General features: G+C 64.1%; 23 protein-coding genes and 1 tRNA gene. 9 read left to right on the top strand and 15 right to left on the bottom strand.

Going from position 1 to position 26393, the window contains the following annotated elements; translation table 11 throughout:
• Positions 1-59: 59 nt before the first annotated feature.
• Entirely contained in the window at positions 60-1163 is a 1104-nt protein-coding gene (locus NKH91_RS09130) for a saccharopine dehydrogenase family protein (protein ID WP_352845424.1), read from the bottom strand.
• A gap of 123 nt (positions 1164-1286) precedes the next feature.
• Here NKH91_RS09130 and NKH91_RS09125 point away from each other — a divergent pair, with 123 nt between their 5' ends.
• The 3 genes from NKH91_RS09125 to NKH91_RS09115 all read left to right on the top strand — a co-directional run bounded on the left by NKH91_RS09125 (position 1287) and on the right by NKH91_RS09115 (position 3680).
• Entirely contained in the window at positions 1287-1715 is a 429-nt protein-coding gene (locus tag NKH91_RS09125) for an Lrp/AsnC family transcriptional regulator (protein WP_352587968.1), read from the top strand.
• 341 nt (positions 1716-2056) lie between these two features.
• A complete protein-coding gene (locus NKH91_RS09120) occupies positions 2057-2422 on the top strand; it encodes a RidA family protein (RefSeq protein WP_352815950.1) in 366 nt (121 codons plus the stop codon).
• A 22-nt stretch (positions 2423-2444) separates the two neighbouring features.
• The gene (locus tag NKH91_RS09115; protein ID WP_352845422.1) at positions 2445-3680 is read left to right on the top strand and encodes an amidohydrolase/deacetylase family metallohydrolase; all 1236 of its coding nucleotides are present in this window, start codon (positions 2445-2447) and stop codon (positions 3678-3680) included.
• Positions 3681-3848: 168 nt separating this feature from the next.
• On the opposite strand, the gene NKH91_RS09110 is transcribed toward NKH91_RS09115, so the two are convergent.
• The 6 genes from NKH91_RS09110 to NKH91_RS09085 all read right to left on the bottom strand — a co-directional run bounded on the left by NKH91_RS09110 (position 3849) and on the right by NKH91_RS09085 (position 12222).
• Positions 3849-5630: an NAD(P)-binding domain-containing protein gene (locus NKH91_RS09110; RefSeq protein WP_352883886.1), complete on the bottom strand. Its 1782-nt coding sequence runs from the start codon at positions 5628-5630 to the stop codon at positions 3849-3851.
• 139 nt (positions 5631-5769) lie between these two features.
• Positions 5770-7803, bottom strand: a complete 2034-nt coding sequence (locus tag NKH91_RS09105) for an aldo/keto reductase (protein ID WP_352845420.1) — start codon at positions 7801-7803, stop codon at positions 5770-5772.
• Between the two features lie 56 nt (positions 7804-7859).
• Positions 7860-8957, bottom strand: a complete 1098-nt coding sequence (locus NKH91_RS09100) for an ABC transporter ATP-binding protein (RefSeq protein WP_352845418.1) — start codon at positions 8955-8957, stop codon at positions 7860-7862.
• A gap of 8 nt (positions 8958-8965) precedes the next feature.
• Positions 8966-9832, bottom strand: coding sequence for a carbohydrate ABC transporter permease (locus NKH91_RS09095; protein WP_352481103.1), 867 nt, complete (start codon positions 9830-9832; stop codon positions 8966-8968).
• On the bottom strand, positions 9829-10689 hold the full coding sequence (locus NKH91_RS09090; protein WP_352845416.1) for a carbohydrate ABC transporter permease: 861 nt from the start codon (positions 10687-10689) through the stop codon (positions 9829-9831). The genes NKH91_RS09095 and NKH91_RS09090 overlap by 4 nt, the downstream gene beginning before the upstream one ends.
• 261 nt (positions 10690-10950) lie before the next feature.
• Positions 10951-12222, bottom strand: a complete 1272-nt coding sequence (locus tag NKH91_RS09085) for an extracellular solute-binding protein (RefSeq protein ID WP_352496003.1) — start codon at positions 12220-12222, stop codon at positions 10951-10953.
• A 106-nt stretch (positions 12223-12328) separates the two neighbouring features.
• Between NKH91_RS09085 and NKH91_RS09080 the strand changes: the two genes are divergently transcribed.
• Positions 12329-13201 carry a helix-turn-helix domain-containing protein gene (locus NKH91_RS09080; protein WP_352570094.1) on the top strand — a complete coding sequence of 291 codons (873 nt, stop codon included), beginning with the start codon at positions 12329-12331 and terminating at the stop codon, positions 13199-13201.
• A gap of 14 nt (positions 13202-13215) precedes the next feature.
• On the opposite strand, the gene NKH91_RS09075 is transcribed toward NKH91_RS09080, so the two are convergent.
• From NKH91_RS09075 to NKH91_RS09065, 3 genes are all read right to left on the bottom strand, one after another.
• A complete protein-coding gene (locus NKH91_RS09075; protein ID WP_352845414.1) occupies positions 13216-14454 on the bottom strand; it encodes a M24 family metallopeptidase in 1239 nt (412 codons plus the stop codon).
• A gap of 316 nt (positions 14455-14770) precedes the next feature.
• Positions 14771-15109 (bottom strand): hypothetical protein, encoded by a 339-nt coding sequence (locus tag NKH91_RS09070; protein WP_352845412.1) that lies wholly within the window; start codon positions 15107-15109, stop codon positions 14771-14773.
• Positions 15110-15391: 282 nt separating this feature from the next.
• Positions 15392-15466: transfer RNA gene (locus NKH91_RS09065), tRNA-Gly, on the bottom strand.
• Positions 15467-15697: 231 nt separating this feature from the next.
• Between NKH91_RS09065 and NKH91_RS09060 the strand changes: the two genes are divergently transcribed.
• The 4 genes from NKH91_RS09060 (at position 15698) to NKH91_RS09045 (ending at position 18551) form a co-directional block, all read left to right on the top strand.
• Positions 15698-16195, top strand: coding sequence for a prolyl-tRNA synthetase associated domain-containing protein (locus NKH91_RS09060; RefSeq protein ID WP_352516121.1), 498 nt, complete (start codon positions 15698-15700; stop codon positions 16193-16195).
• Positions 16196-16281: 86 nt separating this feature from the next.
• Positions 16282-17274, top strand: coding sequence for a thioredoxin (gene trxA / locus NKH91_RS09055; protein WP_352481097.1), 993 nt, complete (start codon positions 16282-16284; stop codon positions 17272-17274).
• A gap of 163 nt (positions 17275-17437) precedes the next feature.
• Positions 17438-18109 carry an LON peptidase substrate-binding domain-containing protein gene (locus NKH91_RS09050; RefSeq protein WP_023720579.1) on the top strand — a complete coding sequence of 224 codons (672 nt, stop codon included), beginning with the start codon at positions 17438-17440 and terminating at the stop codon, positions 18107-18109.
• Positions 18110-18314: 205 nt separating this feature from the next.
• Positions 18315-18551: a Trm112 family protein gene (locus tag NKH91_RS09045; protein ID WP_023720580.1), complete on the top strand. Its 237-nt coding sequence runs from the start codon at positions 18315-18317 to the stop codon at positions 18549-18551.
• Positions 18552-18641: 90 nt separating this feature from the next.
• Here the strand turns inward: NKH91_RS09045 and NKH91_RS09040 are convergent, their stop codons facing one another.
• The 3 genes from NKH91_RS09040 to NKH91_RS09030 are packed head-to-tail and all read right to left on the bottom strand — an operon-like array spanning position 18642 to position 24407.
• Positions 18642-21944 carry an error-prone DNA polymerase gene (locus NKH91_RS09040; protein WP_023720581.1) on the bottom strand — a complete coding sequence of 1101 codons (3303 nt, stop codon included), beginning with the start codon at positions 21942-21944 and terminating at the stop codon, positions 18642-18644.
• On the bottom strand, positions 21941-23419 hold the full coding sequence (locus tag NKH91_RS09035; protein WP_352845410.1) for a DUF6504 family protein: 1479 nt from the start codon (positions 23417-23419) through the stop codon (positions 21941-21943). The genes NKH91_RS09040 and NKH91_RS09035 overlap by 4 nt, the downstream gene beginning before the upstream one ends.
• Complete coding sequence (locus tag NKH91_RS09030; RefSeq protein ID WP_352845408.1) at positions 23352-24407, bottom strand: ImuA family protein; 1056 nt, start codon at positions 24405-24407, stop codon at positions 23352-23354. Before NKH91_RS09030 ends, NKH91_RS09035 begins: the two co-directional genes overlap by 68 nt.
• Positions 24408-24590: 183 nt before the next feature.
• Here NKH91_RS09030 and NKH91_RS09025 point away from each other — a divergent pair, with 183 nt between their 5' ends.
• Positions 24591-25013 (top strand): metallopeptidase family protein, encoded by a 423-nt coding sequence (locus tag NKH91_RS09025; RefSeq protein WP_023721935.1) that lies wholly within the window; start codon positions 24591-24593, stop codon positions 25011-25013.
• Between the two features lie 87 nt (positions 25014-25100).
• Here the strand turns inward: NKH91_RS09025 and NKH91_RS09020 are convergent, their stop codons facing one another.
• Together NKH91_RS09020 and NKH91_RS09015 are read right to left on the bottom strand one after the other, a co-directional pair.
• Positions 25101-25307 (bottom strand): DUF1737 domain-containing protein, encoded by a 207-nt coding sequence (locus NKH91_RS09020; protein ID WP_352458330.1) that lies wholly within the window; start codon positions 25305-25307, stop codon positions 25101-25103.
• 25 nt (positions 25308-25332) lie between these two features.
• On the bottom strand, positions 25333-26214 hold the full coding sequence (locus NKH91_RS09015) for an HpcH/HpaI aldolase/citrate lyase family protein (protein WP_352845406.1): 882 nt from the start codon (positions 26212-26214) through the stop codon (positions 25333-25335).
• Between the last annotated feature and the right edge of the window lie 179 nt (positions 26215-26393).

The following is a 26393-nucleotide window of genomic DNA, read 5'->3' as shown; positions in this document are numbered from 1 at the left end:
CGGCGACATCTCCCCCGCAAGGGGGGAGATCGGTAGCTTCGCCATCGGGCAACCGCAGCTCACCCCGCCAGTCGGCTAACCATCTCGTGCTGCGCGTAGGCGCGGCCGAAGCGGTTGGCCAGGAAGGCGTCGAGCGCGATGTCCTCCTGCTTGATGAAGCCCTTTGCCGGCAAGGTGCCATCGGCCAGCATGTCGAGCACGGCGCAGATGGCGGAGGCAGTGGTGATCTGGATGGCGCTGCGTACCGTATCGCCGACACGCCTGGCGTAGATCTTGTTGGCGTAGGTCTCCTGCAGCAGGCGGCCGTTCTTGCGGCCGCTGACGGTGACGAAGACGATGACGACGTCCTGCAGCGTCGCCGGCAGGGCGCTTTCGAAAATGTCCTTCAGCACGTCGCGGCGGTGGCGCAGGCCGAGGTCGTTGAGCAGCGCCTTCATGATCGCGGCGTGGCCGGGGTAGCGGATGGTGCGGTAGTTCAGCGTCCGCACCTTGCCTTTCAGCGTTTCGGCCAGCGTGCCCAGCCCGCCCGAGGTGTTGAATGCCTCGTAGGTGACGCCGTCGAGCGAGAATTCTTCACGCTCCTCCAGCGGCGGCACTTCGACCAGCTCGCCTTCGACGATCGCCTCACAAGGCTCGCAATATTCGTTGATGACGCCGTCGGTGCTCCAGGTCAGATTGTAGTTCAGCGCATTCGACGGGTATTGCGGCAGCGCGCCAACCCGCATGCGCACGCTTTCCAGCGTGTCGAAGCGGCTGGCGAGATCGTTGGCAACGATCGAGATGAAGCCCGGCGCCAGCCCGCATTGCGGGATGAAGGCGCTGTTGCCGGAGCGCGCCAATTCCTTGACGCGCCTGGTGCTGACGACGTCCTCTGTCAGATCGAGATAGTGCACGCCGGCGCTGGCCGCCGCTTCGGCGATGCGCGTGGTCAGATGGAAGGGCGCAGCGCTGAGCACCGCGAACTTGCCGGCCAGGGCGGCTTCGAGGGTGCCGACGGCCTCGATATCGAGTTCCAGCGTCTCTACGCCGGCCGGCAGTTCGGCCGCGCCGAGCTGCGCAGCCGAGCGGTCGACCAGGGTGACATGGTAGTCGCCCGTGGATGCCAGCATCTCGGCTATGGTCGAGCCGATCTTGCCGGCGCCGACGACGATGATTTCCTTCATGACCGGTCCCTCGCACCAATATTAAATAGACGGCTAGAATCGCAGCTTGCCTGTCGAAAGGAAGCGTGGGAGTGTGCAAAACGCAGTCTCTGTTTGATCAATGCGCCGGCAAGGTTCGTCGAAATGCTTAGTGATGCCGACCAGGCGCTGCTTTCCCTGCTGCGCATCAATGCACGCGCCTCGACCGCCGAACTGGCGCGGCGGCTGGGCGTCTCACGGACGACGGTGCAGAGCCGGATCGAGCGGCTGGAGCAGCGCGGCACCATCACCGGCTACGGCGTCAGGCTTTCGCCGGATTACGAACAGGGACTGGTGCGGGCGCATGTCCTGCTCACCGTCACGCCCAAGCTTGCCGACAAGGTGGTGCGCAGCCTGCAGGCGCTGCCGCCGGTGCGGACGCTGCATTCGGTCAGCGGCAATTTCGACATGATCGTCATCGTCGAGGCGCCGTCGATCAGGGATCTCGACACGCTTCTCGACCAGATCGGCGCCATGGACGGGGTCGAGCGGACGTCGTCGTCGATCATCCTGTCGACGCGGATCGATCGCTGAGCGGGCTGGTGTCGCGGGTCAAGACGCTGGCGGGACAGCGCCCCCCTCTGCCCTGCCGGGCATCTCCCCCTTTTGGGGGGAGATCGGCAGCTTCGCTGGCAGCGCACCTTTTGCAAGGTCGGTGGTTGGCGAAATCAGTGATGACGGCCAATCTCCCTCCTTGTGGGGGAGATGCCAAGTAGTGGGAAAGAGGGCAGGACAGAGGGGGGCGCGAAGGGTCACCGAGCGTGGTGACCAAGCTGGCGCTCCCGCAGCAAAGCGATATAGCTTCCAAAATGTTGGATGAGAACCGCGGTGGCAGGCATAAGGGCGGTCACGCAAGATTTCCAGAGGAGGCCTCCTTGCCCAAGCAGTGTTTCGGAAAATCCCATGTGCCGTTGTCGCCGGCGGTCAGGGCCGGCGATTTCGTCTATGTCTCCGGCCAGGTGCCGGTCGGCGGCGACGGGCTGGTGGTCAAGGGCGGCATCGCCGAGCAGACCGAACAGGTGCTGTCGAACATCAAGGCGGCACTGGCGCTGGCCGGCTGCACGCTGGACGATGTGATCAAGACCACGGTCTGGCTCGAGGACGCGCGCGACTTCGGCATCTTCAACACGGTCTATGCCCGGCATTTCCCGAAAGATCCGCCGGCACGCACGACTGTGGAGTCACGGCTTATGATCGACATCAAGATCGAGGTCGAAGCCGTCGCCTACAGGCCGGCCTGACGGAAAAGCGGAGACAGGCGCAATGCAATTCGATCTCCTGATAAAAGGCGGCCGCCTCATCGATCCGGCGTCCGGCCTCGACGCACAACGCGATCTGGCGATTGCCGACGGCCGTATCGCCGCGATCGACACCGAAATCCCCTTCGAACGTGCAGCCCGCGTCATCGACGCCACGGGCTCCATCGTCGCGCCCGGCCTGATCGACCTGCACAGCCATGTCTATTGGGGCGGCACGTCGCTCGGCGTCGATGCCGACCGGCTTGCGGCGAAGAGCGGCACCACCACCTTCATCGATGCCGGAAGCGCCGGCGCCGGCAATTTCCTCGGCTTTCGCCGCCACGTCATAGAGCGCTCGAAAGTCCGCATCCTGGCCTACGTCAACATTTCCTTTGCCGGCATATTCGGCTTCTCCCAGACCGTGGCGGTCGGCGAGTGCAGCGACCTCCGGCTCTGCGAACCGCGCGAAACGGTGGCGGCGGCGCGCGAGCACGCGGACGTGGTTGTCGGTGTCAAGGTCCGCTCGGGTCGCCATGCCGGTGGCACCAGCGGCATCGCGCCGGTCGATCTCGCGCTCGAAGCCGCCGACAAGGCCGGCCTGCCGCTGATGGCGCATATAGACGAGCCGCCGCCCGGCCGCTCGGAAGTGCTGCCGCGGCTGCGCAAGGGCGACATCCTCACCCACTGCTTCCGGCCGTTTCCCAACGCGCCGGTCTTCGCCTCGGGGGCGGTGCGGCCGGATATGCGGCTGGCGCGCGAGCGCGGCGTCATCTTCGACCTCGGCCACGGCATGGGCTCGTTCGATTTCGAGGTGGCCAAAGCGATGCTCAGCGAGGGTCTGGCGCCGGACGTGATCAGCAGCGACGTGCATCTCTACTGCGTCGACGGGCCGGCCTTCGACATCCTGGTCTGCATGTCGAAACTGCTGGCGCTCGGCATGCCACTGGTCGAGGTGCTGCGCGCCGCAACGCAGCGGCCAGCGGAAGCGATCGCCAGGCCAGATCTCGGCAGGCTGGCGATTGGCGTGGTCGGTGACGTCGCGGTGCTGCGTCTGCGTCCAGGCCACTTCACCTTTGTCGATTCGGTCGGCGCCTCGCTGGTCGCCGAGCAAAGGCTGGTCTCGGCCGGCATCGTGGTCGGCGGCACCTGGTGGCCGAACGAGGCGGTGGACGATCTCGGCGAGACCGAACGCTTCGAAGCGCATGCGCACGACACGCATGTCGAGGTGGCGAGCCGGCATTTCGGACATAGCCACGATTGACGGCGATGTGGCTCCCCTTCTCCCCTTGTGGGAGAAGGTGTCGCCGAAGGCGACGGATGAGGGGTGCTCCAGCTTGGCACCCACGGCGATCCGTCCAACACCCCTCATCCGTCTCGGCGCTACGCGCCGATCCACCTTCTCCCACAAGGGGAGAAGGGAAAGGCGGCCCTATCGCACCGGCGCTCCATAGACTGGCGTCTGAATGCCTTCCATGCGCGCCTTGATCTGCAGCGCCACGAATTTTGAATAGAAGCGCGACAGCGCAAGATTGCCGCCGTGGAACCACAGCGCTTCCTGCGCTGTCGGCTTCCACATGTTGCGCAACTCGCCTTGCCACGGACCCGGGTCGCCTTTCACGCCCGAGCCAATCCCCCAGCACGGCCCGACCTTGTCGGCGACTTCGCGCGAAACGATCGCCGCCACTGTCTCGTTCATCGAGAGATAGCCGGTGCAGGCGATGATTGCGTCGGCCGCCAGTTCCGTGCCGTCGTCGAAGAGGATGCCTGTCGGCGTCAGCGACTTGATCCCGACGCCGCTACGGATGCCGATCTCGCCGTCGATGATCAGATCGCAGGCGCCGACGTCGATGTAGAAGCCCGAGCCGGTGCGGTAGGCCTTCATCAGGAGCCCAGTCTCGTCGTCGCCGAAATCGATGGCGAAGCCGGCGCTGCGCAAGCGGTCGTAGAAGGCAGCATCGCGCGCCTTGATGACGTCGTAAAGCGCCCGCTGGCCTTGCGGCAGCAGCGCGAACGGCGTCGAGGCGACGATCATGTCGGCCTTTTCAGTGGTGATGCCGCGGGCCAGCGCCTTTTCCGAGAAGATCTCGAAGCCGATCTCCATCAGCGTGTCCGACTTGACCACCGTCGTCGGCGACCGCTGGACCATGGTCACCTCGGCGCCGCTCTCCCAGAGATCGACGCCGACGTCATGGCCGGAACTTGCCGCGCCGACGACGGCGACCCTTTTGCCGCGGAATTTCTCGCCGTTGGAATACTGGCTGGAATGCAGGATCTCGCCCTGAAAGACCTCGGCACCCGGCAGGTCGATGCGCCTGGGCGGGCCATAAGCACCGGTCGCGAAGACGATGTGCCTGGGCTTCAGCGTGATGCGCTCGCCGGCGCGGTCGAGCTCGACCGTCCAGACCTTTTCGGTCTCGTCATAGGAGGCACTGACGCATGCCGTAGAGGTCCAGTAATTGAGCTCCATGACGCGCGTATACATCTCCAGCCAGTCGCCCATCTTGTCCTTGGGGGTGAACACCGGCCAGTTTTCCGGAAACGGGATGTAGGGCAGATGGTCGTACCAGACCGGGTCGTGCAGCACGAGCGAGCGATAGCGGCTGCGCCAGGAATCGCCGGCCTGGGCGTTCTTCTCGATGACGATGGCCGGCACGCCCAATTGCCTGAGCCGCGCCCCCAGCATGATGCCGCCCTGGCCGCCGCCGATGACCAGGCAATAGGGCTGCTGGCTAACGCCGAGGTCACGCGCCTCGCGGCGCCTTGCCTCCAGCCAGGTTTCGCGTTCCGGATCGGCCTTGTGGCGGACGCCCAGCGGCCGCGCCGGGCCTTTGCGCTCTTCAAACCCCTTGAGATCGCTCATCGCCGTGAACAGCGTCCGGCACTTGCCGTCCCTGAGGCGCATGATGCCTTGGCCCCACGCCGATGACGTCTCGAAAGAAAACCAGGCTTCGATGGTGCCTTCGTCCGAGGTGGCTTCGCCACTGAGCTGCCATTGAGCAGGCCTTGTGGTTGCCAGCGTCGCCGCCAGCATGTCGCGGATCGCGGCGCGGCCTTCCATCGTCCTGATGTTCCAGGTGAAGGTCAAAAGATCGCGCCAGTAGCAATCCTCGACGAACAGATTGGTTGCGGCCTCGACGTCGCCCGCTTCGAGCGCTCGCGCAAAAGAACCGAGCCAGGTGGCCGCCTGTTTCGACGATGAAATGTCGAGCATCTGTCTTCCCTATCTTCCAGTGACGTTTGCGCTGCCGCCATTCTTACCCTGTCCCGGTTCTTTGCGGGAGAGGGTGAGGGCAGCGCAAACAGTCCGGAAGCTATGGCGCAGCGCAAGGTTGAAGCGACTGCCGCTGCTGTCAGGCCCGCGCGCGGGCCTGATCCGAACCGCTGTCCAGCCATGCAAGGTCGTCCGGCGAAAGCGAAATGTCGAGCGCCTGGAGGCTGTCTTCCAATTCGTCGAGCGTGCGCGGCCCGATCAGCGGGACGGACGGGAAGGGCTGCGCCAGGACGTAGGCGAGCGCGACGTGAATCGGGCTTTTGCCGAGCCGCTTGGCGAGCTCGATGGCACGGTCGCGGCGGCCGAAATTCTTCTCCGAGTACCAGACCCGGACCAGCTCCTCATTGTCGCGCCGGTCGCGGCCGGCGCGGTCGGTGAAGAAGCCGCGGCCCTGGCTCGACCAGGCGAAATTCGGCATCTGCCGGGCGGTAAGCCAGGTCTTCCACGCGTCGCTGGAGGAGGTGACGCAGCCTGCCCAGATCGGCTCCAGCATCTCGGCCAATGAGAAATTGTTGGAAAGTGCGCCGGGCTTCTGCTTGCCGGTGCGCTCGGCATAGGCAATCGCCTCGTCCATGCGTTCCATTGTCCAGTTCGAGCCGCCGAACGGACCGCGGATGCGGCCGGCCTTGACCTCGCGGTCCATCGCATCGACGAATTCGTCGACCGGCACGTCCGGATTGTCGCGGTGCATAAAATAAACGTCGATATGGTCGGTCTGCAGCCGCTCGAGCGACTGGGTGAGCTGCTTGCCGATGACGTCGGGATAGCAGAGCGGCGAGTGCGCGCCCTTGCCGATGACCACGGATTGCTCGCGCACGCCGCGGTTTTTCAGCCATTGGCCAAGCAGGGTCTCGGTATAGCCGGAACCGTAGACGAAGGCTGTGTCGAACAGATTGCCGCCGGCCTCGAAATAGGCATCGAGCAGGATGGCGCCCGACGAAAAGGTGCGGAAATCCTCGAAGCCGAGCGCCAGGCACGAGGCCCGCCGCGGCAGGCCCGGAATGCTGCGCTTGGGGATGGCGGTCCCGCCGGAGCGCAGCTTCCGTCCGGAGATCGTGTTGACGCGCTTTGCCGGTTTCTCGATGTCGTATTCGAGCCCGATCGCGGCACGCCATTTGTCGAGCACGCGCAGATTGCCGAGACTGTCGGCCCAGCCCATGCCGGGCCAGGCGAACTCCTGCTTCCCGCCGAGAATGGCCTCGCCGGCGGCGTCGACCTCGAACGCGTAAAGCCAGCCGTCCTCCTTGACCTCGACCACCTCGGTGTTACCCGGACGGATGATGCGGATTTCGCCGGTGCCGCCTTGCTGGCCGCCGGCATACCAGAAGTCCGCCACCTCGATGCGGCCTTTGCTGCCGAGAATGCGCAAGACATTGTCCTGAGCGAGCGAGATGCTGCAGGAGACTTCCGCGACGATGCCGCCCGGAAAATGCAACAGCGCCGACGCCCATTCGTCGACGCCGGATTGGCCGAGATGCGCAGTGCCCACCACTTTGTCCGGCTCGGCGAAGGGCTTTCCCGCGGCGGCGCCGGCAATCAGCCGCGCCATCGAGACGGGATAACCGCCGACATCGAGAATGCCGCCGCCGGCGAGATCCTTGGCGTAAAGCCGGTGCTCCGGCATGAAGCCCGGCATGGCGAAGCCGAAGCTGGATTTGATCATCTTGATCTCGCCGATCGCGCCGGCACTGATCAGCTCGACCAGCTTGGCCGTCTGCGGATGCAGCCGGTACATGAAGGCTTCGCCGAGAAAGGTGCCGGCCTTGCGCGCCGCATGGATCATCGCGTCGGCCTCGAAGGCGGTCAGGCCAAGCGGCTTTTCGCAAAGCACATGCTTTCCGGCCTCGGCTGCCTTGATCGCCCATTCGGCATGGCTCGGATGCGGCGTCGAAATATAGATCGCGTCGACATCCGGATCGCCAAGCAAAGCCTCGTAGCCGTCGAGGATGCGGGCGCCGGGGAAAGCCTCGGTGAGCCCGGCCTTGCCGGGATTGCGCGCCCCTAAGGCGACCAAGGTGCCGGTGCGCGAATGGGCGACGCCGCCGGCAAAGGCCTTGGCGATGTTGCCGGGCCCGAGAATGCCCCAGCGAATTTTTTCTGGTTTGGAAGTCATGTCAAATCTCCGTGGGGTGGCCGCGAGCAATCGCGATCGGACAAAAGAAAGATGGGTTAGCGAATGCGTGCGCCGGTGGCGTCGAAGAGAAGCGAGCGGTCGGCCTTGATCGACACCACCAGGTCGTCGCCGTTGGCGCGATGCCGCGAGGCCTCGCGCTCGATGATCAGTTCTTCGCGCCCGCCCCCGGTCCCGGAATTGGCATAGACATAGCTCACCGATCCCAAGTGCTCGGCGACGTCGGCCTTGAGGGTAAGGTCGCAATCGCCCTGGCCGGCGTCGAAGAAATGCTCCGGCCGCACGCCAATCACGACATCGCCGCCTATCGCAGGCAAGGCATCGGAAAGCGGCTTGCGCAGTCGCACGCCGCGATGGTTGACCAGCTCCACGATCGCCGCGCTGTTGTCGGTTCCGACCACTTTCGCCGCCAGAAAATTCATCTTCGGCGAGCCGACGAAGCCGGCAACGAAGCGGTTGGCGGGGTCGTCGTAGAGATCGAGCGGCGCGCCGATCTGCTCGATATTACCGGCGTTGAGCACGACGATCCTGTCGGCCAGCGTCATCGCCTCGGTCTGGTCGTGCGTCACATAGACCATGGTAACGCCAAGCTCCTTGTGAAGGCGCGATATCTCGACGCGCATCTGCACCCGGAGCTCGGCATCGAGATTGCTGAGCGGTTCGTCGAACAGGAACACTTGCGGCTCGCGCACGATGGCGCGGCCGATGGCGACGCGCTGGCGCTGGCCGCCCGACAATTGCCGCGGCCGCCGCTTCATCAGCTCGGCGATGCGCAGGATTTCGGAAGCCCGCTTCACCCGCCGCTCGGTATCTGCCTTGGGGTTGCCGGTCATTCTCAGGCCGAAGCTCAGATTCTGCTCAACCGTCATGTGCGGATAGAGCGCGTAGGACTGGAACACCATGGCGATGCCGCGATCGGCCGCCTCGACGTCGTTCACCACCTTGCCGCCAATGGCGATCTCGCCGTCGCTGATGTCCTCGAGCCCGGCGATCATCCGGAGCAGCGTGGACTTGCCGCAGCCGGAAGGGCCGACGAAGACGACGAATTCGCCGTCATCGATATCGATATTGGCGCCGTGGACGATCTCGAAGACGCCGAAGCGCTTGATGACGTTTTTGAGTGTGACTGCCGCCATGCTGATCCTTACTTGATAGCGCCGGCGGCGATGCCGGCGACGAAATGGCGCTGCAGAAGCACGAACACGACGAGCATTGGCGCCGTCAGCATCACCGCGCCCGCCATGATGCCGCCCCAGGACACCTTGGTGAGACCGATCAGCGTGCCGAGCGCCACCGGCGCGGTCATTGCGCCCGGCTTGGAATTGATCAGCAGCGGCCAGAGATAGTTGTTCCAGGAGGCAAGGAACAGGATGATGGCGAGCGCTGCCAGCATCGGCCGCGCCAGAGGCAGTGCGACGAACAGGAATATCCGCCATTCCTTGACGCCCTCGACCTTGGCGGCGTCGAACAGTTCGTGCGGCATCATCGAAAAGCTCTGCCGCATGAAGAGCACGCCCAGCGAATTGAACAGCGGCGGCACGATCAGCGCCACCCAGGTGTTGGCGAGCTTGAAGTCGCGCGCCACCATGATGAATTGCGGGATCAGCACGACCGCATAGGGCAGCGTGATGGTGCCGAAGATGATGGCGACGACCATGCCCTTGCCGAAGAAGTTGTAACGCGCCAGCGCCCAGCCGGCCATCGAGGTCAGCATCACCGACAGGAAGGTGTAGGTCACCGCCACCGAGACGGAGATGCCGATGGCACCGATGAAATTGGTGCCGCGCTGCAGATTGCTGACATTGTCGAGGAAATTGCCGTGCGGCAAAAGCTCGATGTCGGGGCTGAAGATGCCGTTGTCGGGCATCGTGGAAAAGACCACCATCATCCACAGCGGAAACAGCCAGACCAGCGCCAGCGGCGTCAGGAACAGATGCAGCGCGATGCTGCGGCCCAATCTGGCCTGGGAACGGCCGACCCGGGAATGGCTGATTGGGGAGCGCGAGGTCATTTCGGTTCCCTCGTCAGCCATATCTGCACCAGCGAAATGGCAATCGCCAGTCCGGCCATGGTGTAGGCGATGGCCGAAGCGTAGCCGAAATTGAGCGACCGGAAGCCCTGGCGATAAAGCAGCAGCCCGAGCGTTTCGGTGCCGCCGCCCGGCCCGCCGCGCTCGGTGATTAGGAAGGGCTCGGTGAACAGCTGCATGGTGCCGATGATCGACAGCACGGCGCAGAACACGATGATCGGCTTGAGCAGCGGCAGCGTGATGTAGAAGAACTGTTTGACCTTGCTGACCCGGTCCAGGGTCGCCGCCTCGTAAACATCCTCGGGGATGGACTGCAGGCCGGCGAGCAGGATGATGGCGTTGTAGCCGGCCCAGCGCCACGTCACCGCCATCATGATGACCGCCATCGCCGGGGTGACGTTGGTAAACCAGTCGACGTTGGGCAGGCCGATTCTGTTCAGCAATTTGTTGATGATGCCGTAGTCCAGATTGAACATCAGCCGGAAAACCGCCGAATAGGCGACCTCGCCGACCACGACCGGCGCGAAGAAGGCAAAGCGGAACAGGCCACGCGCCTTGAGCAGCGGCGAGTTCAAAAGCACCGCCATCACAATCGCTAGCGAAATCATCACCGGCACCTGGATGACAAGGATCAGCAATGTGTTCTTCAAGGCATTGAAGAAGGCCGGATCGCCGATCAGCCGGCCCCAGTTGAAGGTCGGCGCGAACCGCCACGGCACGGTGCGCGTCGCTTGGAACGAGATCAGGAAGGAATCGATGATCGGCCACAGCCAGAAGATTGAGAAGATCAGCAGATAGGGCGCAAGGAAGCGATACGCCGTGGCGTTCTGGTAGCGCATCGTTTTCCTCCTTTCTGCTTTCGCCTGCTGGGGCGCGCGGTGTTGATGTTTCAGGTGATGCGGCGCCGCAAACGGCGGCTTGTTCGAAGGCCGGTGCCGCCCCTCATCCGCCTGCCGGCACCTTCTCCCCGTAAGTGACGGGGAGAAGGGGCTGGGCCGCAACGCTGGTGACCCCCTCTCCCCGTTCTTCACGGGGAGAGGGTAAGGGTGAGGGGCAGCGCAAGCGCCCGGTAACTGACTCTGGGATCATTCCGTGTCAGATCACGACTTGACCGGCAGGCCGGTCGCCGCGGCGATCTGGCTTGCGGCATCGTCGAGCGCTGCCTTGGCGTCGGGATAGCCCCCGGCCAGATATTTGGTCTGCACCGCGCGGATGATGATTTCGGCGTCGCTCTGGAACGGCGTACCGCGGCTGGGGACGACCTTGGGCAGGGTGCCGAGGATGTCCTTCCACACGGCTTGGCCACCCCAATAGGGCAGGCCCTCGGAGACATAAGGGTCGTTGAGCGCCGAAATTAGCGACGGCACCAGGCCGAAGCCTTTCAGCATGGTGATCTGGCCCTCATTCGTCCCTAGCGTGTATTTCAGATAGGCGTAGGCGGCTTCCTTGTTCTTCGACACCGAGGTGATGGCGAGCGAGGAGCCGCCGAGATTGGCGGCGCGCGGACCGTCGGCGGTCAGGCTCGGCATCAAATAGACGCCCCATTTGCCTGTCCCATCGGGCGATTCGGTGCGCACAGTGCCTTCATACCAGCCGCCATACATCTGCGTGGCGACCTTGCCGGCGGTGTTGTTGGTGATCTTGGTGCTCCAGTCGGCAGAGGAAATGATGCCGGCGTCCTTCATCTCCTTGATCTTGGTCATGGCATCGACGCATTTGGGCTGGTTGACCGTGATCGATTGACCATCGGCGGAGAAGTAGGCGCAGCCCTGCTCGTTGGAGATCATGCGGAAGAATTCGGAATCGCCGTTGAAATCGGCGTTGGTCATCGTGACGCCGGGATTGGCGGCCTGGATCTTCTTGGCGGCAGCGATGAAATCGTCCCAGGTCTTGATCGAGGACGGATCGACGCCGGCCTTCTCGTAGAAGTCGCGTCGGTAGAACATCGCCACCGGCCCCGAATCCCACGGCATCGCATAGGCCTTGTCGTCCACCTCGAGCTCGGTGCGCTTGAAGTCGGGGAATTTTGCCTGGTCTTCCGCGGTGTAGCCGAGCGTGTGCAGGTCGACGAAGCAATCCGGGAACTGGCTCCAGTAGTTTTCCGCTTCGCCGTTCTCGATCGTCACGATGTCCGGCAGGCCCTCGCCACCGGCGGCACAGCCGGCGATCGACTTGTCGTAGGTCGGCTGGTTGCCGAGGTCCTCGACCGTGACCTTGATGTCGGGAAACTGCTTGTTGAAGCCCGCTATGGTGGCCTTCAGCGACGAAGCGGCGATATTCCAGCTCCAGATCGTGATTTCACCGGACTGCGCAAAGGCCGGGCTGGAGCCCAAGGCAAGCGCGAGCGCGGCGCAGGTCAATTTTATGCGCATTGAAATCCTCCCATTTCAGTTGCTCTCTGTTTGCGAGCGTGGCTAGACTAGGCCTCGGGAAAGCCTTGTCCGCGACAAAGGGAATAAGAAATGAGCGGAAAGTAAGATGCCGGAAAGGCCGTTTTACCAGCCTGGCGCCAGCAGCGTGGAGGGCCTGCCGCTGCTGCTGCAGATGTTTCACACCCAGCCCCTGGTGATGCTCAAGCCGCATTGGCATGCCCAGGTCGAGGTGAATTTCATCGTGCGCGGGGCCGTGCATTACCGCATGGACGGGCACGAGCTTTCGCTCTCTGCTGGCGACATGTGTCTGTTCTGGGGCGGCCTGCCGCACCAGATGGACGAAGCCTCCGACGATGCCATCTATGCCGGCGCGCATCTGCCGCTGGTGCATTTCTTCCGGCTGCATTTGCCGGTCGAGGTCCGCAACAGGCTGATGACGGGCGCGACGCTGGTGACTGACGCCACCGACCGGTCGGACGACCACAATTTCGAGCGCTGGAACCGCTATGCCCGCTCCGGCGACCCGGTGAAGGCCGAGCATGCGGTCAACGAGCTTTTGCTGCGGCTGGAGCGGGTGCGCTTCGAGCCTTACCGGCTCGTGCCCGAAACTCCGGTCGAACAGGAGATAGGCAGTCCCTTCGATCAGCAATCGCTGCGCAATGTCGGGCGCATGTGCGACTTCATCGCCGAGAATTTCCTCTACGAGATCGATTGCGTCGACATTGCCGCGGCGGCCGACATCCATCCCAAATACGCCATGAGCATCTTCAAGAAATCGACCGGCATGACGCTCAACGAATATGTGAATTTGCTGCGCCTCAGCTACGCGCAGGCGCTGCTGATGCATCAGGATGCCAATGTACTGCGCGTCGCCATGGAATCGGGTTTCGGCTCGCTCAGCGCCTTCAACAAGTCGTTCCGCAAGCTTTCCGGCATGTCGCCGTCGGATTTCCGCAGGGGCGTGGCCGGCGCCAGATAAGGGGCCGGCTGGATTCAGCCTATAGTCTCCAGGCGCCTCGGCAAGCGGTTCATCGGCAGCGGCCCGTTCGCGGTGATCAGGAACTGGTCTTCGAGATTGAAGCTGGCGAGACCGTCGATGTAGAGCGGGATCTCGAATGCCAGCACCATGCCGGCTTCGATCACGACATCGCTGTCGGCCGAGATGAACGGCCATTGCTCGGAAAACACGGAATGGCCGACGCTGTGGCCGAAATGGCCGCGGCGATAGGAACGCAGGCCCTGGCGCGCCAGGCTTTCGCTGGCGGCGCGATGAACGGCGGCGAACGGCTTTCCGGGCATAAGCGCGGCAAGCCCATCGGCGAAGGCGCGTTCGGCTATCGCATGCAATTCGGCCTGTTCGGGCGACGGCGGCCCGAAGGTGAAATTCCGCGACATGTCCGAAGCATAGCCGTTCACGCTGCAGACCATGTCGGCCTTCAGCGGATCGCCGGCGGCGGCGACCGCATCGGCGCTTTTTGGGCGAGCGCCCAGCGTGACGTATTCGGCCGTCGCGATTTGCTGCGATAACCCGGCGGCTGCATCGGCGATGCCTTGCCGGTAGAGCGCGACCAGATCCGACTGACGCATGCCGACCGCTGCATGCTGCTGCAGCCGCGACAGGCCGGCTTCCGACAGGACGATGCCCTGCTGCAGAAGGTCGATCTCGCTTTGCGATTTGATTGCCCGCAGCCTGTCGAGGATCGGCGAGCCGTTGACCAGGGCCGTGCCGGGCAACATCGCCTGCATCGCGGACAAATCGCTGGCCGAGACAAAATCCAGCTCGATGCCGAGCGTTGCACGCTCCAGCCCGAATTCGGCGAGCATCGTCTTCAGCTCGCGGACAGAGCGGGCAAGCTCAAAGGTCGCTGGACGTGCAAAACCGGGGGCGCGGCCAACCAGGCCGGCCTCGATGCGCTGCGCAACGGGCCGGCCGGCCGTCGCCGGCTCAAGCGACGCGGATTCGATCCAGATCGGATGCGTGCGCACCACGGCATCCGCCACCGCCGCCCGGAGCTGGGCAGCCTGGAAATCGGCAACCACTACGCCGATCGGCAGGTCGTCTCGTCTCGGGATGACCACGAAACCGGCGCCGGCCCGGCGGAACAGGCCGGCCGGGCCGATCCAGGCGCCGGTGGCATATTGGAATGCCTCAGGCTCGCAAAGCACCAATGCCTCGATATTGGCACGCTGCATCAGGTCTGTTGCGCGTTCTCGGTCGACAAAGCCGGTCACGGGATCTCCTCGCATGCAATCGAATCCGACGCCGATGCGGCGGCGTTTGGCCTCAGCGTAGCTTCAGTGCCGCTGTGGAGCAGCTTTTTTCTGGAAGCGCTGTTGACCTGCCGACCCTAAAAGCGCGTTGCGTTCGACCGGCCTCATGCGACGCGCTTCAGGTTCTTGTTTCATGCATGTCGGTGTCGCAAAACCGCTGCACAGTTTTGCGCGACATGCATCAAAGGCCTTGAGAGTTCAAACGCCAGGCGGGGAAACGAAAAAAAGCCGCGGCGAACCACGGCTTTCAACGCGACAAGTTGTCAGTTTCGAATGCTTACTCGGTTTCGTCAGAGGTGTCGTCGGCAGTGTTTGCCGCGTCTTTCGCGGCCTTCCTATCCAGCGCTGCCTGCAAGGCCAGGGTGGCCTGCGGTGAGGCCGGTGTCGTGGCAACGACCGCCATTGCATGAGCAACTCCGGTCGTCGACTTGTCCTTGGCCGCGGCCGAGGTGGCGGCTCCGTGTCCCTGCGAGCCGGCCCCAGCCGCGTTTCCGCCGTTGCCGTGGCTGCCGCCATTGCCGTTCCCGCCGCCATTGCCGCCGGGGGCAGCGAGGACCGGAGACGCGACAAGGGTGAGAGCGGCCGCCGCTGCGAATAGATAGGGGCGCGTTTTCATAATTCCTCCTTCGAGTGGCCCTCCCGCCAGGATGGGTTCCAGTGAGAAACGTGAGGACTTTCCAAAGTGGAGCCCGCTGTCCAACAAGTTCCGTTCAAATAGAGCATTCTGCAAGACGGACCTTGGTCCGAGGACGACACGCAAAAGTCCTGAATTCTATCTGCAGCGTACTTGGCGCGACCGCAGCGCCTGCTGGCAAGTGCGTCCTGTGCCGCCCGCCCAAATGCGAAAAAGCCGCGGCGGACCGCGGCTTTTCGATGCTTGATTTCCCTTGAGAGAAACTGGAGCGGGTGAAGCGATTCGAACGCTCGACCCCAACCTTGGCAAGGTTGTGCTCTACCCCTGAGCTACACCCGCTCGCGCGGCTTTCGGGCCGCAAGCCGCGCCTATATGGCTGAAGAGCGCGGCGATTGCAACAGGGAATTCGCAGGCTTTTTGCTTCGCCGGCAATGCGGACAAGCCGTCCCGCGACACGTCGCAAGGCAATCACCCCTGCATTGCGCGACGGGCTTGTCTTGGCCGCATCATTGGCCGTAAACGGCGTAGGCCGAACAAGCCGTTGAAAGCGGGCCATCAGAAGAAAGACCGATGCCGAAGACCGAAGCCGACCTTTTCGCCTTTCTTGCCGGACTCGGGATCGAGGTATCGACACAGCGGCATCCGCCGCTGTTCACTGTCGCCGATTCGCAGGTGCTGCGCGGCGAGATCGCCGGCGGCCACACCAAGAACCTGTTCCTCAAGGACAAGAAAGATAATTTCTTCCTGGTCAGCGTCGGCGAGGAGGCGGTGGTCGATCTAAAGCAGATCCATCATCTGATCGGCGCCGCGGGCCGCGTGTCTTTCGGCCGGCCGGAGATGCTGATGGAGCTTCTCGGCGTCGTCCCGGGCGCGGTCACCGTTTTCGGGCTGATCAACGACACGGAGCGAAGGGTCAAGGTCGTTCTCGACGAGGAGCTGATGAGCCATGCTGTGGTCAACGCCCACCCGCTGACCAATGAGGCGACGACTTCCATCGCCGCCACGGACCTAGTCAAATTCGTCGAGGCAACCGGACATGATGCTGTTATCTTGAAAGTCTCGGCATGATCGCCACATGGGTGACTGAAACCGGGTTCTGAAGAAGGATGTTGCGCCTGTCCCTTGGCCGGCGGCGCGACCGAAAGGGCGACGAGATGAGCGATAGCAACCCCTTTGGCCGCCCATTTGGCAGCAATGGCGGTCAGTATGCCACCACCGTGCAGTATGGCGGCACCGATGCCGCGCGTGAGAAGGTCGCACTTGCGGAGGTGCCGGCCGACGTCATCAAGGACACCACGACCGCTGGATTTGCCGCCGACGTCATCCAGGAATCGCGCCGCCAGCCGGTGCTGGTCGATTTCTGGGCGCCATGGTGCGGCCCCTGCAAGCAATTGACCCCGCTGCTGGAAAAGGCGGTGAAAGCCGCCGGCGGCAAGGTCAAGCTGGTCAAGATGAACATCGACGACCATCCATCGATCGCCGGCCAGCTCGGCATCCAGTCGATACCGGCGGTCATTGCCTTCAAGGACGGCCAGCCGGTCGACGGCTTCATGGGCGCCATTCCCGAGAGCCAGATCACGCAATTCATCCAGAAGGTCGGCGGCAAGGATGGTGGCGCACCGCAAGTGGCCGAGGCGCTGGCCGCGGCCGCCGAGGCGCGCGAGGCCGGTGACGTGCAGACCGCGGCCGACATCTACGACGCTATCCTGGAACAGGCGCCGGAGACGATCGAGGCGATCGCCGGCTTGGGCGATCTGCTGTTCGAGGCCGGCGATACCGAAGGTGCCGATGCGATGCTGGCGCGGGCGCCGGAGGCAAAGAAGGATGCGCCGCAGCTCGCCGCGCTGCGCGCCAAGATGGCGCTCGCCGCGCAAGCAGCAGTGCTCGGCAATCCGGCGGAACTGGAACGGCGGCTGGCCGAAAATCCCGGGGATCACCAGGCGCGGTTCGAGCTTGCGATGATCCAGAACGCCAAGGGTGATCGCATGGCGGCGGCCGACAATCTGCTGGCGATCATCAAGGCCGACCGCTCGTGGAACGACGATGGCGCCAGAACCCAGTTGCTGCAGCTCTTCGAGGCATGGGGCATGACCGACGAGGCAACGCTGTCGGCACGGCGCAAACTGTCGTCGCTGCTGTTTTCCTGAGCCGGCGCAGACTGTTTTGTCCGGCGGGCTTGCGGTCGGCGGCGGCTGCGCCAGATTAGGTTTTCGGACGGCATTCGATTTCGGGTTTCCGGTGTCGCGCCTTGTGCCGGCCGGGAGGAGACGGGTTTGGTGCGCTTCCTGACGAAGCGATCGGAGGATTGAGGTGCAGGCGGGAAACGCGCATTACCGACTCGCTGCGGACTTACCGTCGACCATGCCGATCTTTCCGCTTGAGGGCGCATTGCTGCTGCCGGGAGGCCGCATGCCGCTCAACATCTTCGAGCCGCGCTATCTGCAGATGGTCGATGAGGCGATCGCCGGGGCGCGGCTGATCGGCATGATCCAGCCCAGCCTCGACGGTGCGCTGCGTCCCGACGGCGAGCCGGAACTCTGCAATGTCGGCTGTGCCGGGCGCATCATCGCGCTGTCCGAGAGCGGCGACGGTCGTTATCTGATTTCGCTGCAGGGCGTGTGCCGGTTCCGCATTGTCCAGGAACTCACCGTCAGGACGCCGTTTCGCCAGTGCCGGTTGGCACCCTTTCTCACCGATCTCGACGACGACCAGGCGGAAGCCGAGATCGACCGGCCGGCGCTGCTCAAAGCGTTTCGCGCCTATCTGCAGGCCAACGATCTGGAGGCCGACTGGGAAAGCGTCAGCCGCGCCGAAAACGCCATGCTGGTCAACGCGCTGTCGATGATGGCGCCCTACGGGCCGGCCGAGAAACAGGCGCTGCTCGAAGCGGCCGATCTAAAGACACGTGCCGAAACGCTGATCGCCATCACCGAAATGGCGCTGGCGCGCGACAATGAGGATTTCGGTTCGAGTTTGCAGTAGGCTCTTGCCTTCTCCCCTTGTGGGAGAAGGTGGATCGGCGCGTAGCGCCGAGACGGTTGAGGGGTGCTGGACGGAGTGCCGTCGGTGCCAAGCTGGAACACCCCTCATCCGACCGAGATTCGCTCGGCCACCTTCTCCTACAAGGGGAGAAGGGAAGTCCGCGCGCGAAACCCCGAAGCGGTTGCCTTGTGGAAGGACGGATCGAATGGCGGATGGACGTGACGGGAACAGGACTGTCGATCCCAAGCTGCTGGAACTGCTGGCCTGCCCGCTGACCAAGGGGCCGCTTGCCTGGGATCCGGAGCGCGGCGAGCTTGTCTCGCGGGTGGCAAAGCTTGCCTATCCGGTGCGGGACGGCATTCCTATCATGCTGCCATCGGAGGCGCGGGTCATCGCCATAGACGATGCCATGCCACCGCCGCGCCTGGGTGGCTCGGAATAAGGGCCGCTCCGCAGCGATCCTTCGCGCTCCCCTCTGTCCTGCCGTCATCAAATTCCGCACCGCAGCAACGCTCTGACGAAGACAGGGGGCCTATTGAAAATTGCGTCCCTTGGGCATGACCTTCTCCGCCTTTCCCAATAATTCCGTTTGCGCGATGCTGCCCGGCCGAGCCTCGTCTGTACGGCTCGAAGGCTCAGGTCCTGCCTCTTCCAGCAGCACCGACAGCCACGGCGTCAGATCCTCGACCTTCTCGGCGACGATATGGATGACGTCCGATTCCGATTGCAGCTTGCCGGTGACGCGGATGAGACGTGCGCCCATGACGATGGGGCGGAAGCGGTCGAAAGTCCTTTCCCAGAAAATGATGTTGGCGACCGCATTCTCGTCTTCCAGCGTCAGGAAAATCGCCTTGCCATTGCCCGGCCGCTGCCGCACCAGCACGAGGCCGGCGACCGAAACGCGCCGGCCGTCCCGCACCTGGCCGAGCCGCGCATTGGGCGTGACGCCGGACCGATCCAGCCTTTGACGCAGGAAGGCGACCGGGTGCGCCTTCAGCGACAGGCCGAGCGAGCGGTAGTCGTGGACGACGTGCTCGCCGAGCGGCATTGTCGGGAGCCGGGTTTCAGGCTCCAGATCGCGCAAGCGGATTGCCGGCTGATCGAACAGCGGCAGCTTTTCGGCGGCACTCTTGCCGTCGAGCGCGCGGACCGCCCATAGAGCGTCGCGGCGGTTCAATCCAAGCGAGCGGAAGGCGTCGGCCTGCGCCAGCTTTTCGATCTCGTCGACGTTGAGGCCCGAGCGCAGCCAGACATCGCGCACGGATGTGTAGCCGTCGCCGCGCCTCACCACAAATGCTTCCATGCGCTCCTTCGACAGGCCTTTGACCTGGCGAAAGCCAAGCCGGACGGCATGGCTGGTCCGGATGACACCGCGCATTTGAACATGGCGGTCGAGAATGCGGGCCGGATCGAAAGGCGATTGCTCCAAGGCGCAATCCCAGCCGGAAAAGTTGACGTCGACCTCTCGGATCTCGACGCCATGATCATGCGCGTCGCGGACAAGCTGAGCCGGCTGGTAAAAACCCATCGGCTGGGAATTCAGAATCGCGGCGCAGAACACGTCGGGATAGAAGGTCTTGAACCAGCAGGAGGCATAGACCAGCAGGGCGAAGGAGGCGGCATGGCTTTCGGGAAAGCCGTATTCGCCAAAGCCCTCGATCTGCTTGAAGCAACGCTCGGCGAAGTCTTTTTCGTAGCCCTTGGCAACCATGCCGTCGACCATCCTCTTGCGGTAATTGCCGATCGTGCCGGTGCGCTTGAAGGTGGCCATGGCGCGGCGCAATTCATCGGCCTCGCCCGGCCTGAAGCCGCCGGCAACGATGGCAATCTTCATTGCCTGTTCCTGGAACAGCGGCACGCCCAGCGTCCTGCCGAGTATTTTTTCCAGTTCCGGCTTCGGGTATTCGGGCTTTTCCTTGCCTTGCCGGCGGCGCAGATAAGGGTGGACCATGTCACCCTGGATCGGGCCGGGCCGCACGATTGCCACCTCGATGACGAGATCGTAGAAGTTTTTCGGCCGCAGCCGCGGCAGCATCGACATCTGCGCGCGCGATTCGATCTGGAAGACGCCGATCGTGTCGGCGCGGCAGATCATGTCGTAGACATGTTTGTCCTCGGCCGGGAGAGTGGCCAACACATAGGGTTGGCCATATGCGTCCCGCGCCTCGGGATAATGATCCTGGAGCAGGGTGAAGGCGCGCTGCAGGCAGGTCAGCATGCCGAGCGCCAGCACGTCCACTTTAAGGATTTTCACCGCGTCGAGGTCGTCCTTGTCCCACTCGACCATCTTGCGCTCGTCCATCGCCGTCTTGACGATGGGTACGATCTCGTCGAGCCGGTCCCTTGTGATGACGAAACCGCCGACATGCTGCGACAAATGGCGGGGAAAGCCCATGATCTCGTTGGCGCATTCGATCACATGCCTTGTCGAGGGATCGGTCTGATCGAGGCCGCCGGCTTTTGTCTCCTTTTCGCCGAGCTCCGAGGTCGACCAGCCCCAGATCGAACTGGACAGCGCGCTCCGGACGTCGTCCGACAGGCCCATCGCCTTGGCCACTTCGCGCACCGCAGAGCGGCCGCGGTAGCTGACGACGGCGGCGGCCAGCGCGGTGCGCTTGGTGCTGTATTTGGAATAGATGTACTGGATGACCTCCTCGCGCTTTTCATGCTCGAAATCGACATCGATGTCGGGCGGCTCGTTTCTTTCTTCGGAAATGAAGCGCTCGAAAAGCGTGTCGATCTTGTCCGGGCCAACTTCGGTGATGCCGATGCAGAAGCAGACGATCGAGTTGGCGGCGGAGCCGCGCCCCTGGCAGAGAATGTTCTGGCTGCGGGCGAATTTGACGATGTCGTAGACAGTCAGGAAATAGCGCGCGTAGTTCAGGCGCTCGATCAGAGCGAGCTCCTCCTCGATGCGCTGCGTCACAAAAGCGGGCACGCCCGAGGGGTAGCGGATGGCGGCCCCCTCCTTGGCCAGCCTTTCCAGCTCGGCCTGTGGCCCGAGGCCCGATTCCGTCGGCTCGTCGGGGTAGTTGTATTGCAGGTCACTGAGCGAGAAGCTCAGCTCGCCGGCAAAACGCAGCGTTTCCGCCAGCGCTTGCGGATGCCTGCGGAAAAGCCGTGCCATCTCCAGCGGTAGCTTTAAATGACGCTCGGCATTGGCCGCCAGTTCCAGCCCCACCTCGGCGACGGGCACATTGAGGCGGATCGCCGTCAGCACGTCCTGCAGCGGGCGCCGTTCCGACGTATGGTAGAGCACATCGTTGGTCGCCATCAGCGGGATGCCGGCCAGTTCGGCCATCGCCGCCGCCTGCTCGATACGGAAGCGGTCGCTGCCGCGGTAATCCGGCGAAACCGCAAACCGCAGGCTTTCGCCGAAGCGATCCGTGAGCCGGCTAAGCACAGCAAGGCTATCGGCCGCGCCCGTCGACACATCCGGCAGGATGGCCAGCGACAAGAGATCGCCCCATTCGAGAAGATCGCTTTGTTTGAGAAGCGTTGCTCCTTTTTCGTTTTCGTCGCGCAAATTGGCCTGCGTCAGCATGCGGCAGAGATGGCCCCAGCCCTTGCGGTTCTGCGGGTAAGCGAGAATGTCCGGCGTGCCGTCGCAAAATACCAGGCGGCAGCCGGGATGATAGGAAACACCCTCCACCTTGGCCTGCTGCCAGGCGCGCACGACGCCCGCCACCGTATTGCGGTCGGCGAGCCCGATCGCTGAAAACCCCATGAATTTCGCCGCGACCACCAGCTCCTCCGGTTTCGAGGCGCCGCGCAGGAACGAGAAGTTCGACTGGATGCCGAATTCGGCATAGGGAACGGCTGTCAGCGCATTCATGCGAAGACTCCATGCATGAACCAGCGCGGAGCGGGCTGCGAGGCGCCGTAGAGGCCTTGGCGGTAAAGCCAGTAACGGCGGCCGTCGGCATCCTCGATGCGGAAATAGTCCCGGGTCGGCGCATCTTCCCGTCCCGCCGCCTCTCGCCACCATTCAGGCGCAATGCGCTCCGGCCCTTCGGCGCGCGCGACCCGGTAGAGCGCGCGCCGCCAGCGGAAGTTCAAAGGTGGGCCATCCGGCATTTCGGTGGCCGGCACCTCGATCGGCTCGGGCGAACGGAAAAGCCGGATCGGCCGTTCCGGCTGGAAGACGGTCGTGGGAGCATCCTTCACCTTGTCCGGCTGCTTCGGCGGCGAGCTTCTCTGCGGCGCTTCGGCGAAGGGAATGGCGGCGACGGCGCGCTCCGGCAGATGGCTCTCGACGGCGACCGGCTTCAAGACCGCGCCTTCGCCGAGCCGGGCGCGGATGCGGTCGGCAAAAAGCGCGATGTCGGCGCCCCCGTCGTTCGTCTCGCCGGCAAGGTCTGCCTGCTGCATGTCGAAGGCGGCGGCGGTCAGCACCGAGAGGCGCACGAGATCGAAACCATAGCCGGCGTCGATATCCTGTTCGAGCGCGGCAAGCCTTTCGTGAAACAATTTCTGGATCAGCAGCGGCTCGCGCAAAGGTCGCGAGGTGCCGACGGCGATGCGGCTGACGCCGCCATCGACGCGAAAGAGCAGCAGCGCCAGCCGCCTTGCGCCCTCGCCGCGACGCTCGAGGTCCTTCTTCAATGTGGCCGCCAGCATGCCTGTCAGCCGCTCGATGTCCTCGGTCAGCATGATCGGCTCGGCGAGGTGGCGTTCGACCGAAAGCGGCGCGACCGGCAGGCGCGGCGACACGGCTTCGTCGAGGCGGCCGAGCGCCTGGTCGAGGCGCAATAGCAGCGATGCGCCGAAGCGGCGGGCCAGCGGCGCGCGCGGTGCCGCCATGACGGCGCCCGCCGTGCGCAGGCCGACGCTTTCGAGGCTGGCGCGGACCTCTGGATCGATGCGCAGTGCCGCCAACGGCAAGGGCGCGAGAAGCGCTTCCTCCTCACCATCGGGAACGATGCGGTCGCCGGCAAACCGCGCCGCCGCCCAGGCCGAGCCCGGCGTGGCGGCAAGCCCGGCGCGGACATCGAAGCCCTGATGGAAAAAACGCGACAGGATGTCGTCCAGCATCGAGCGTTCGCCGCCGAAAAGATGGGTGCAGCCGGTGACGTCGAGATAGAGGCCATCGGCCCCGTCGAGCGCCACCAGCGGGGTATAGCGGTCGCACCAGTCGGCGAGGCCTTCGAGCAGGCGCCGGTCGGCTTCCGGATCGGCCTCCACGATGTCGATCGAGGGATGCATGGCGCGTGCATCGGCTATGCCCATGCCGCGTTTCAGGTTAAGCGCCTCGGCCCGCTCGTCGAGGGCGGCGATGCGCTGGGCGTTCCGGTCGCGGTGACTGATCACCAGCGGCAGGTGATCCGACGGCCGGGAACGCCAGGACCGCCCCAGGCGCTGCCGCAGGATCCTCTCGGCGGCGAGATGTGGAAACCACAGGGACAGGATTCTTTGCCCATTCCTCGCCCCGTCTTTCTTCGAATATGCGTTCATCGGGGTTCCACTCCAGTGTGAATTTTCCGGGCAAGGCAGTGCGGCTCTTGCCGATGGTGATGGTGAAGGCGGGCCGGCCGATCGAGCCGGCGAGCGGCCCGGCGATCGTCTCGCGCGCTGCCGCCGGTGCCGCCGACAGGATGAGGCGGACGGGCGCTGCCGTCGGCTCGGGCTCGCCGGCCTGGCGCAGCAGGAACAGCGGCCGGCCGGCACTCTGCGCCCGGGCGTGCAGCCGCCGCGTCGCGGTGAGATCCAGCCGCTGCGGGTTGCCACGGATTTCGAGGATGACTGCGGCCAGCGCCGTCATCCTGGCAGCCTCCTCGGCGACCCACAGCGCATCGAGCAGCCTTGGCGCCTCGGAAAACAGCAATTGCTCCGGCTCGATGCCGAAGAAGGCGTGAAGCCCCCGGGCATAGGGAAAGCCGGCCTCGCGGAACACCTCGGATGTGCCGATCCACAGCACCGGCAGTCGCGGCCCCTGGCTGAGGATCAGGCTGGTGAGCGACAGGACAAAACCGGCGACTGCTCCGGCATCGCGGGTCGCGGCGCCATGAAACTCGCTCAGCGCCGCCTTCGGCAGGCCGCCGCTCAGCGCAGCATCGAGGCGCTCGGCACCGGTGCGCAAAAACGCATCGGGCGGCGCCACGGCGAGGCCGCGCCTGACAATGGTCAGATTCCGAGCGGGTGTCGGATTCCGAGAGGATGCCAGACTCTGGCGAGGCACATCCGCGTCAAACGAGGAACCGGCCGGCGCTTCCAGGCGCTCGGACAAGGTCCCTTCGATCTTCGCGATCTGGCGGCGCAGGGCAAAAACAGTCTCCCGCGCCACGGCGCTTGTCGCCATGACGGTCAGCTTCCACTCACAATTGTTCCTGTTATGTTCCTATAGATTCCAGAGGGCGGCCAAAGAGTCAAGCGGAGTCATGGGGAATTTATTCCTGCCTTGATGGCATGACACGGGCACTCCAGCTCGGCCATTTGCCGAGTCCGGCCCGAAAGCCTATATGCCGGGATCAAAGGACAAAGCATGGCTCGCATCTACCAAACACGCATCTGGCACGACCAGCTTTCGCCAACGATGGAGGAAATCGAGCTCCTGGCGCTGGAGGCCTATGCCCATCTGCCGGAGGAGTTTCGCAAGCTGACCGGCGAGATCGTCATTCAGATCGCCGAATTCCCGACCGACGAGATCATGGACGACCTTTCGCTGGAAACGCCCTTCGACCTGCTCGGCCTGTTCGAGGGGCGCGGCATCGCCGAGCGCTGGAATCCGCAGACCGGCGAAGGCCCGAACCGCATCACGCTCTACCGCCGCGCCATCCTCGACTACTGGGCCGAGAACGAGGAGACGCTGGGCGACATCGTCACCCATGTGCTGATCCATGAGATCGGTCACCATTTCGGCCTGTCGGACGATGATATGGAGAAGATCGAAGAGGCAGCGGAGTGACGTCGTTTTGACTGGAGAGCGCAGCGTTCCTTCGCGCCAGCGTCCAGAAGTGTCCCGCATTCGCGGGCACCCGAAGCGATGTCAGCGCTACCAGTCGCTGAGCTTGGTGTCGGGGCCGTATTCCTGGCCCTCGATGTCCTTCACCACGGCCTGGCCGCAGCGCATGGTCTTGGCTTCCTTGTCATAGGCATAGGTCGGCGAGCCGAACAGGTGCCAGCCCTTGTTCAGCGCCGCCGTCACCTTGTGGCAGAAGCTGGCATCGTCCGGGCCGGACAAAAAGCGGTAGAGTTTCATTTTTCATTCCTGTCGTAAGTGCCAATCATGCCCCGATGACGGCGGCCTTCGCCAGCAGTTTTTCGGCCTGCGCCAAATGCAGCCGTTCGACCATTTTTCCGTTCAGCGCAATCACCGCCTTGCCGGCATTTCCGGCAAGCGCGAAGGCTTCCTTGACCGCGCGTGCCTCGGCCATCGCTTCAGGCGACGGCGCAAAGGCGCGGTTCGCGGCCTCGATCTGGGCCGGATGGATCAGCGACTTGCCGTCGAAGCCCATGGCGGCCGCTTCCGTGCACTCGCGCGCAAACCCGTCCATTTCGCGAAAATCATTGAAGACACCGTCGAGCAGGTCGAGGCCGCCGGCGCGCGCGGCGAGCACCATCTGCATCAGCCACGGCACGAGATAGCGCCGGTCGGGCGTGGTGAGAATTCCGGTGTCCTTGACCAGATCATTCGTTCCGGCAACGAAACAAACCAGTCGAGAGGCTGGGTCGCGGCCAAGCTCGGCGATCGGGCCGATGTTGAGCAGCGCCTTGGGTGTCTCCATCATCCCCCATAGCTTGACCTCGTCCGGCGCAAAATTGTCGTCGAGAACGTCACCGGCCTCGAGAATGTCGCGCGGCGTGTCGACCTTGGGCAGCAGGATGGCGTCGGGAGCGCATTTTGCCGCAGCCAGCAGATCGTCGGCGCCCCATTCGCTCGACAGCGCATTGATGCGCACAACCATCTCGCAGCGCCGGTTGGAACGGCCGGCGAAAATCCCCGCCAGTTTTTCGCGCGCGGAAAGCTTGTCGGCCGGGGCGACGGCGTCCTCGAGATCGATGACGACGGCATCGCAGGCCAGCGACCGGATCTTGGCCAATGCCTTGTCGTTCGAAGCCGGGACGTAAAGCACCGAGCGGCGCGGGCGGGAGGGTTCGGCAGTCATGTCCGATCTATGCCGCCTGCAGACGGCCGAGGCAAGCCGTGCATAAAAACTGCACGCAATTTCGGAAAATCTCCTCGTCTCCGCCCCGCTTGCCACCCGACAGAATGCGACAAGGCGGCATGCAAGAGCAAACAAATTGCCGTTGGTCCCTGCCGTACCGGCTTCGCCGCGACAGCTGG

The organism is Mesorhizobium sp. M0894 (assembly GCF_040319725.1).
GTDB lineage: Bacteria > Pseudomonadota > Alphaproteobacteria > Rhizobiales > Rhizobiaceae > Mesorhizobium.
Note: the sequence above shows the minus strand (reverse complement) of the source record. Positions and strands in the feature narration are given on the sequence as shown.

Coding starts and splice junctions, on each gene's coding strand:
- NKH91_RS09015 (WP_352845406.1), bottom strand. CDS start 26,214: ATGACTGCCGAACCCTCCCGCCCGCGCCGCTCGGTGCTTTACGTCCCG.
- NKH91_RS09110 (WP_352883886.1), bottom strand. CDS start 5,630: ATGCTCGACATTTCATCGTCGAAACAGGCGGCCACCTGGCTCGGTTCT.
- NKH91_RS09040 (WP_023720581.1), bottom strand. CDS start 21,944: ATGAATGCGCTGACAGCCGTTCCCTATGCCGAATTCGGCATCCAGTCG.
- NKH91_RS09060 (WP_352516121.1), top strand. CDS start 15,698: ATGCCGAAGACCGAAGCCGACCTTTTCGCCTTTCTTGCCGGACTCGGG.
- NKH91_RS09025 (WP_023721935.1), top strand. CDS start 24,591: ATGGCTCGCATCTACCAAACACGCATCTGGCACGACCAGCTTTCGCCA.
- NKH91_RS09080 (WP_352570094.1), top strand. CDS start 12,329: ATGCCGGAAAGGCCGTTTTACCAGCCTGGCGCCAGCAGCGTGGAGGGC.
- NKH91_RS09100 (WP_352845418.1), bottom strand. CDS start 8,957: ATGGCGGCAGTCACACTCAAAAACGTCATCAAGCGCTTCGGCGTCTTC.
- NKH91_RS09095 (WP_352481103.1), bottom strand. CDS start 9,832: ATGACCTCGCGCTCCCCAATCAGCCATTCCCGGGTCGGCCGTTCCCAG.
- NKH91_RS09125 (WP_352587968.1), top strand. CDS start 1,287: ATGCTTAGTGATGCCGACCAGGCGCTGCTTTCCCTGCTGCGCATCAAT.
- NKH91_RS09020 (WP_352458330.1), bottom strand. CDS start 25,307: ATGAAACTCTACCGCTTTTTGTCCGGCCCGGACGATGCCAGCTTCTGC.
- NKH91_RS09090 (WP_352845416.1), bottom strand. CDS start 10,689: ATGCGCTACCAGAACGCCACGGCGTATCGCTTCCTTGCGCCCTATCTG.
- NKH91_RS09115 (WP_352845422.1), top strand. CDS start 2,445: ATGCAATTCGATCTCCTGATAAAAGGCGGCCGCCTCATCGATCCGGCG.
- NKH91_RS09130 (WP_352845424.1), bottom strand. CDS start 1,163: ATGAAGGAAATCATCGTCGTCGGCGCCGGCAAGATCGGCTCGACCATA.
- NKH91_RS09070 (WP_352845412.1), bottom strand. CDS start 15,109: ATGAAAACGCGCCCCTATCTATTCGCAGCGGCGGCCGCTCTCACCCTT.
- NKH91_RS09085 (WP_352496003.1), bottom strand. CDS start 12,222: ATGCGCATAAAATTGACCTGCGCCGCGCTCGCGCTTGCCTTGGGCTCC.
- NKH91_RS09030 (WP_352845408.1), bottom strand. CDS start 24,407: ATGGCGACAAGCGCCGTGGCGCGGGAGACTGTTTTTGCCCTGCGCCGC.
- NKH91_RS09045 (WP_023720580.1), top strand. CDS start 18,315: ATGGCGGATGGACGTGACGGGAACAGGACTGTCGATCCCAAGCTGCTG.
- NKH91_RS09105 (WP_352845420.1), bottom strand. CDS start 7,803: ATGACTTCCAAACCAGAAAAAATTCGCTGGGGCATTCTCGGGCCCGGC.
- trxA (WP_352481097.1), top strand. CDS start 16,282: ATGAGCGATAGCAACCCCTTTGGCCGCCCATTTGGCAGCAATGGCGGT.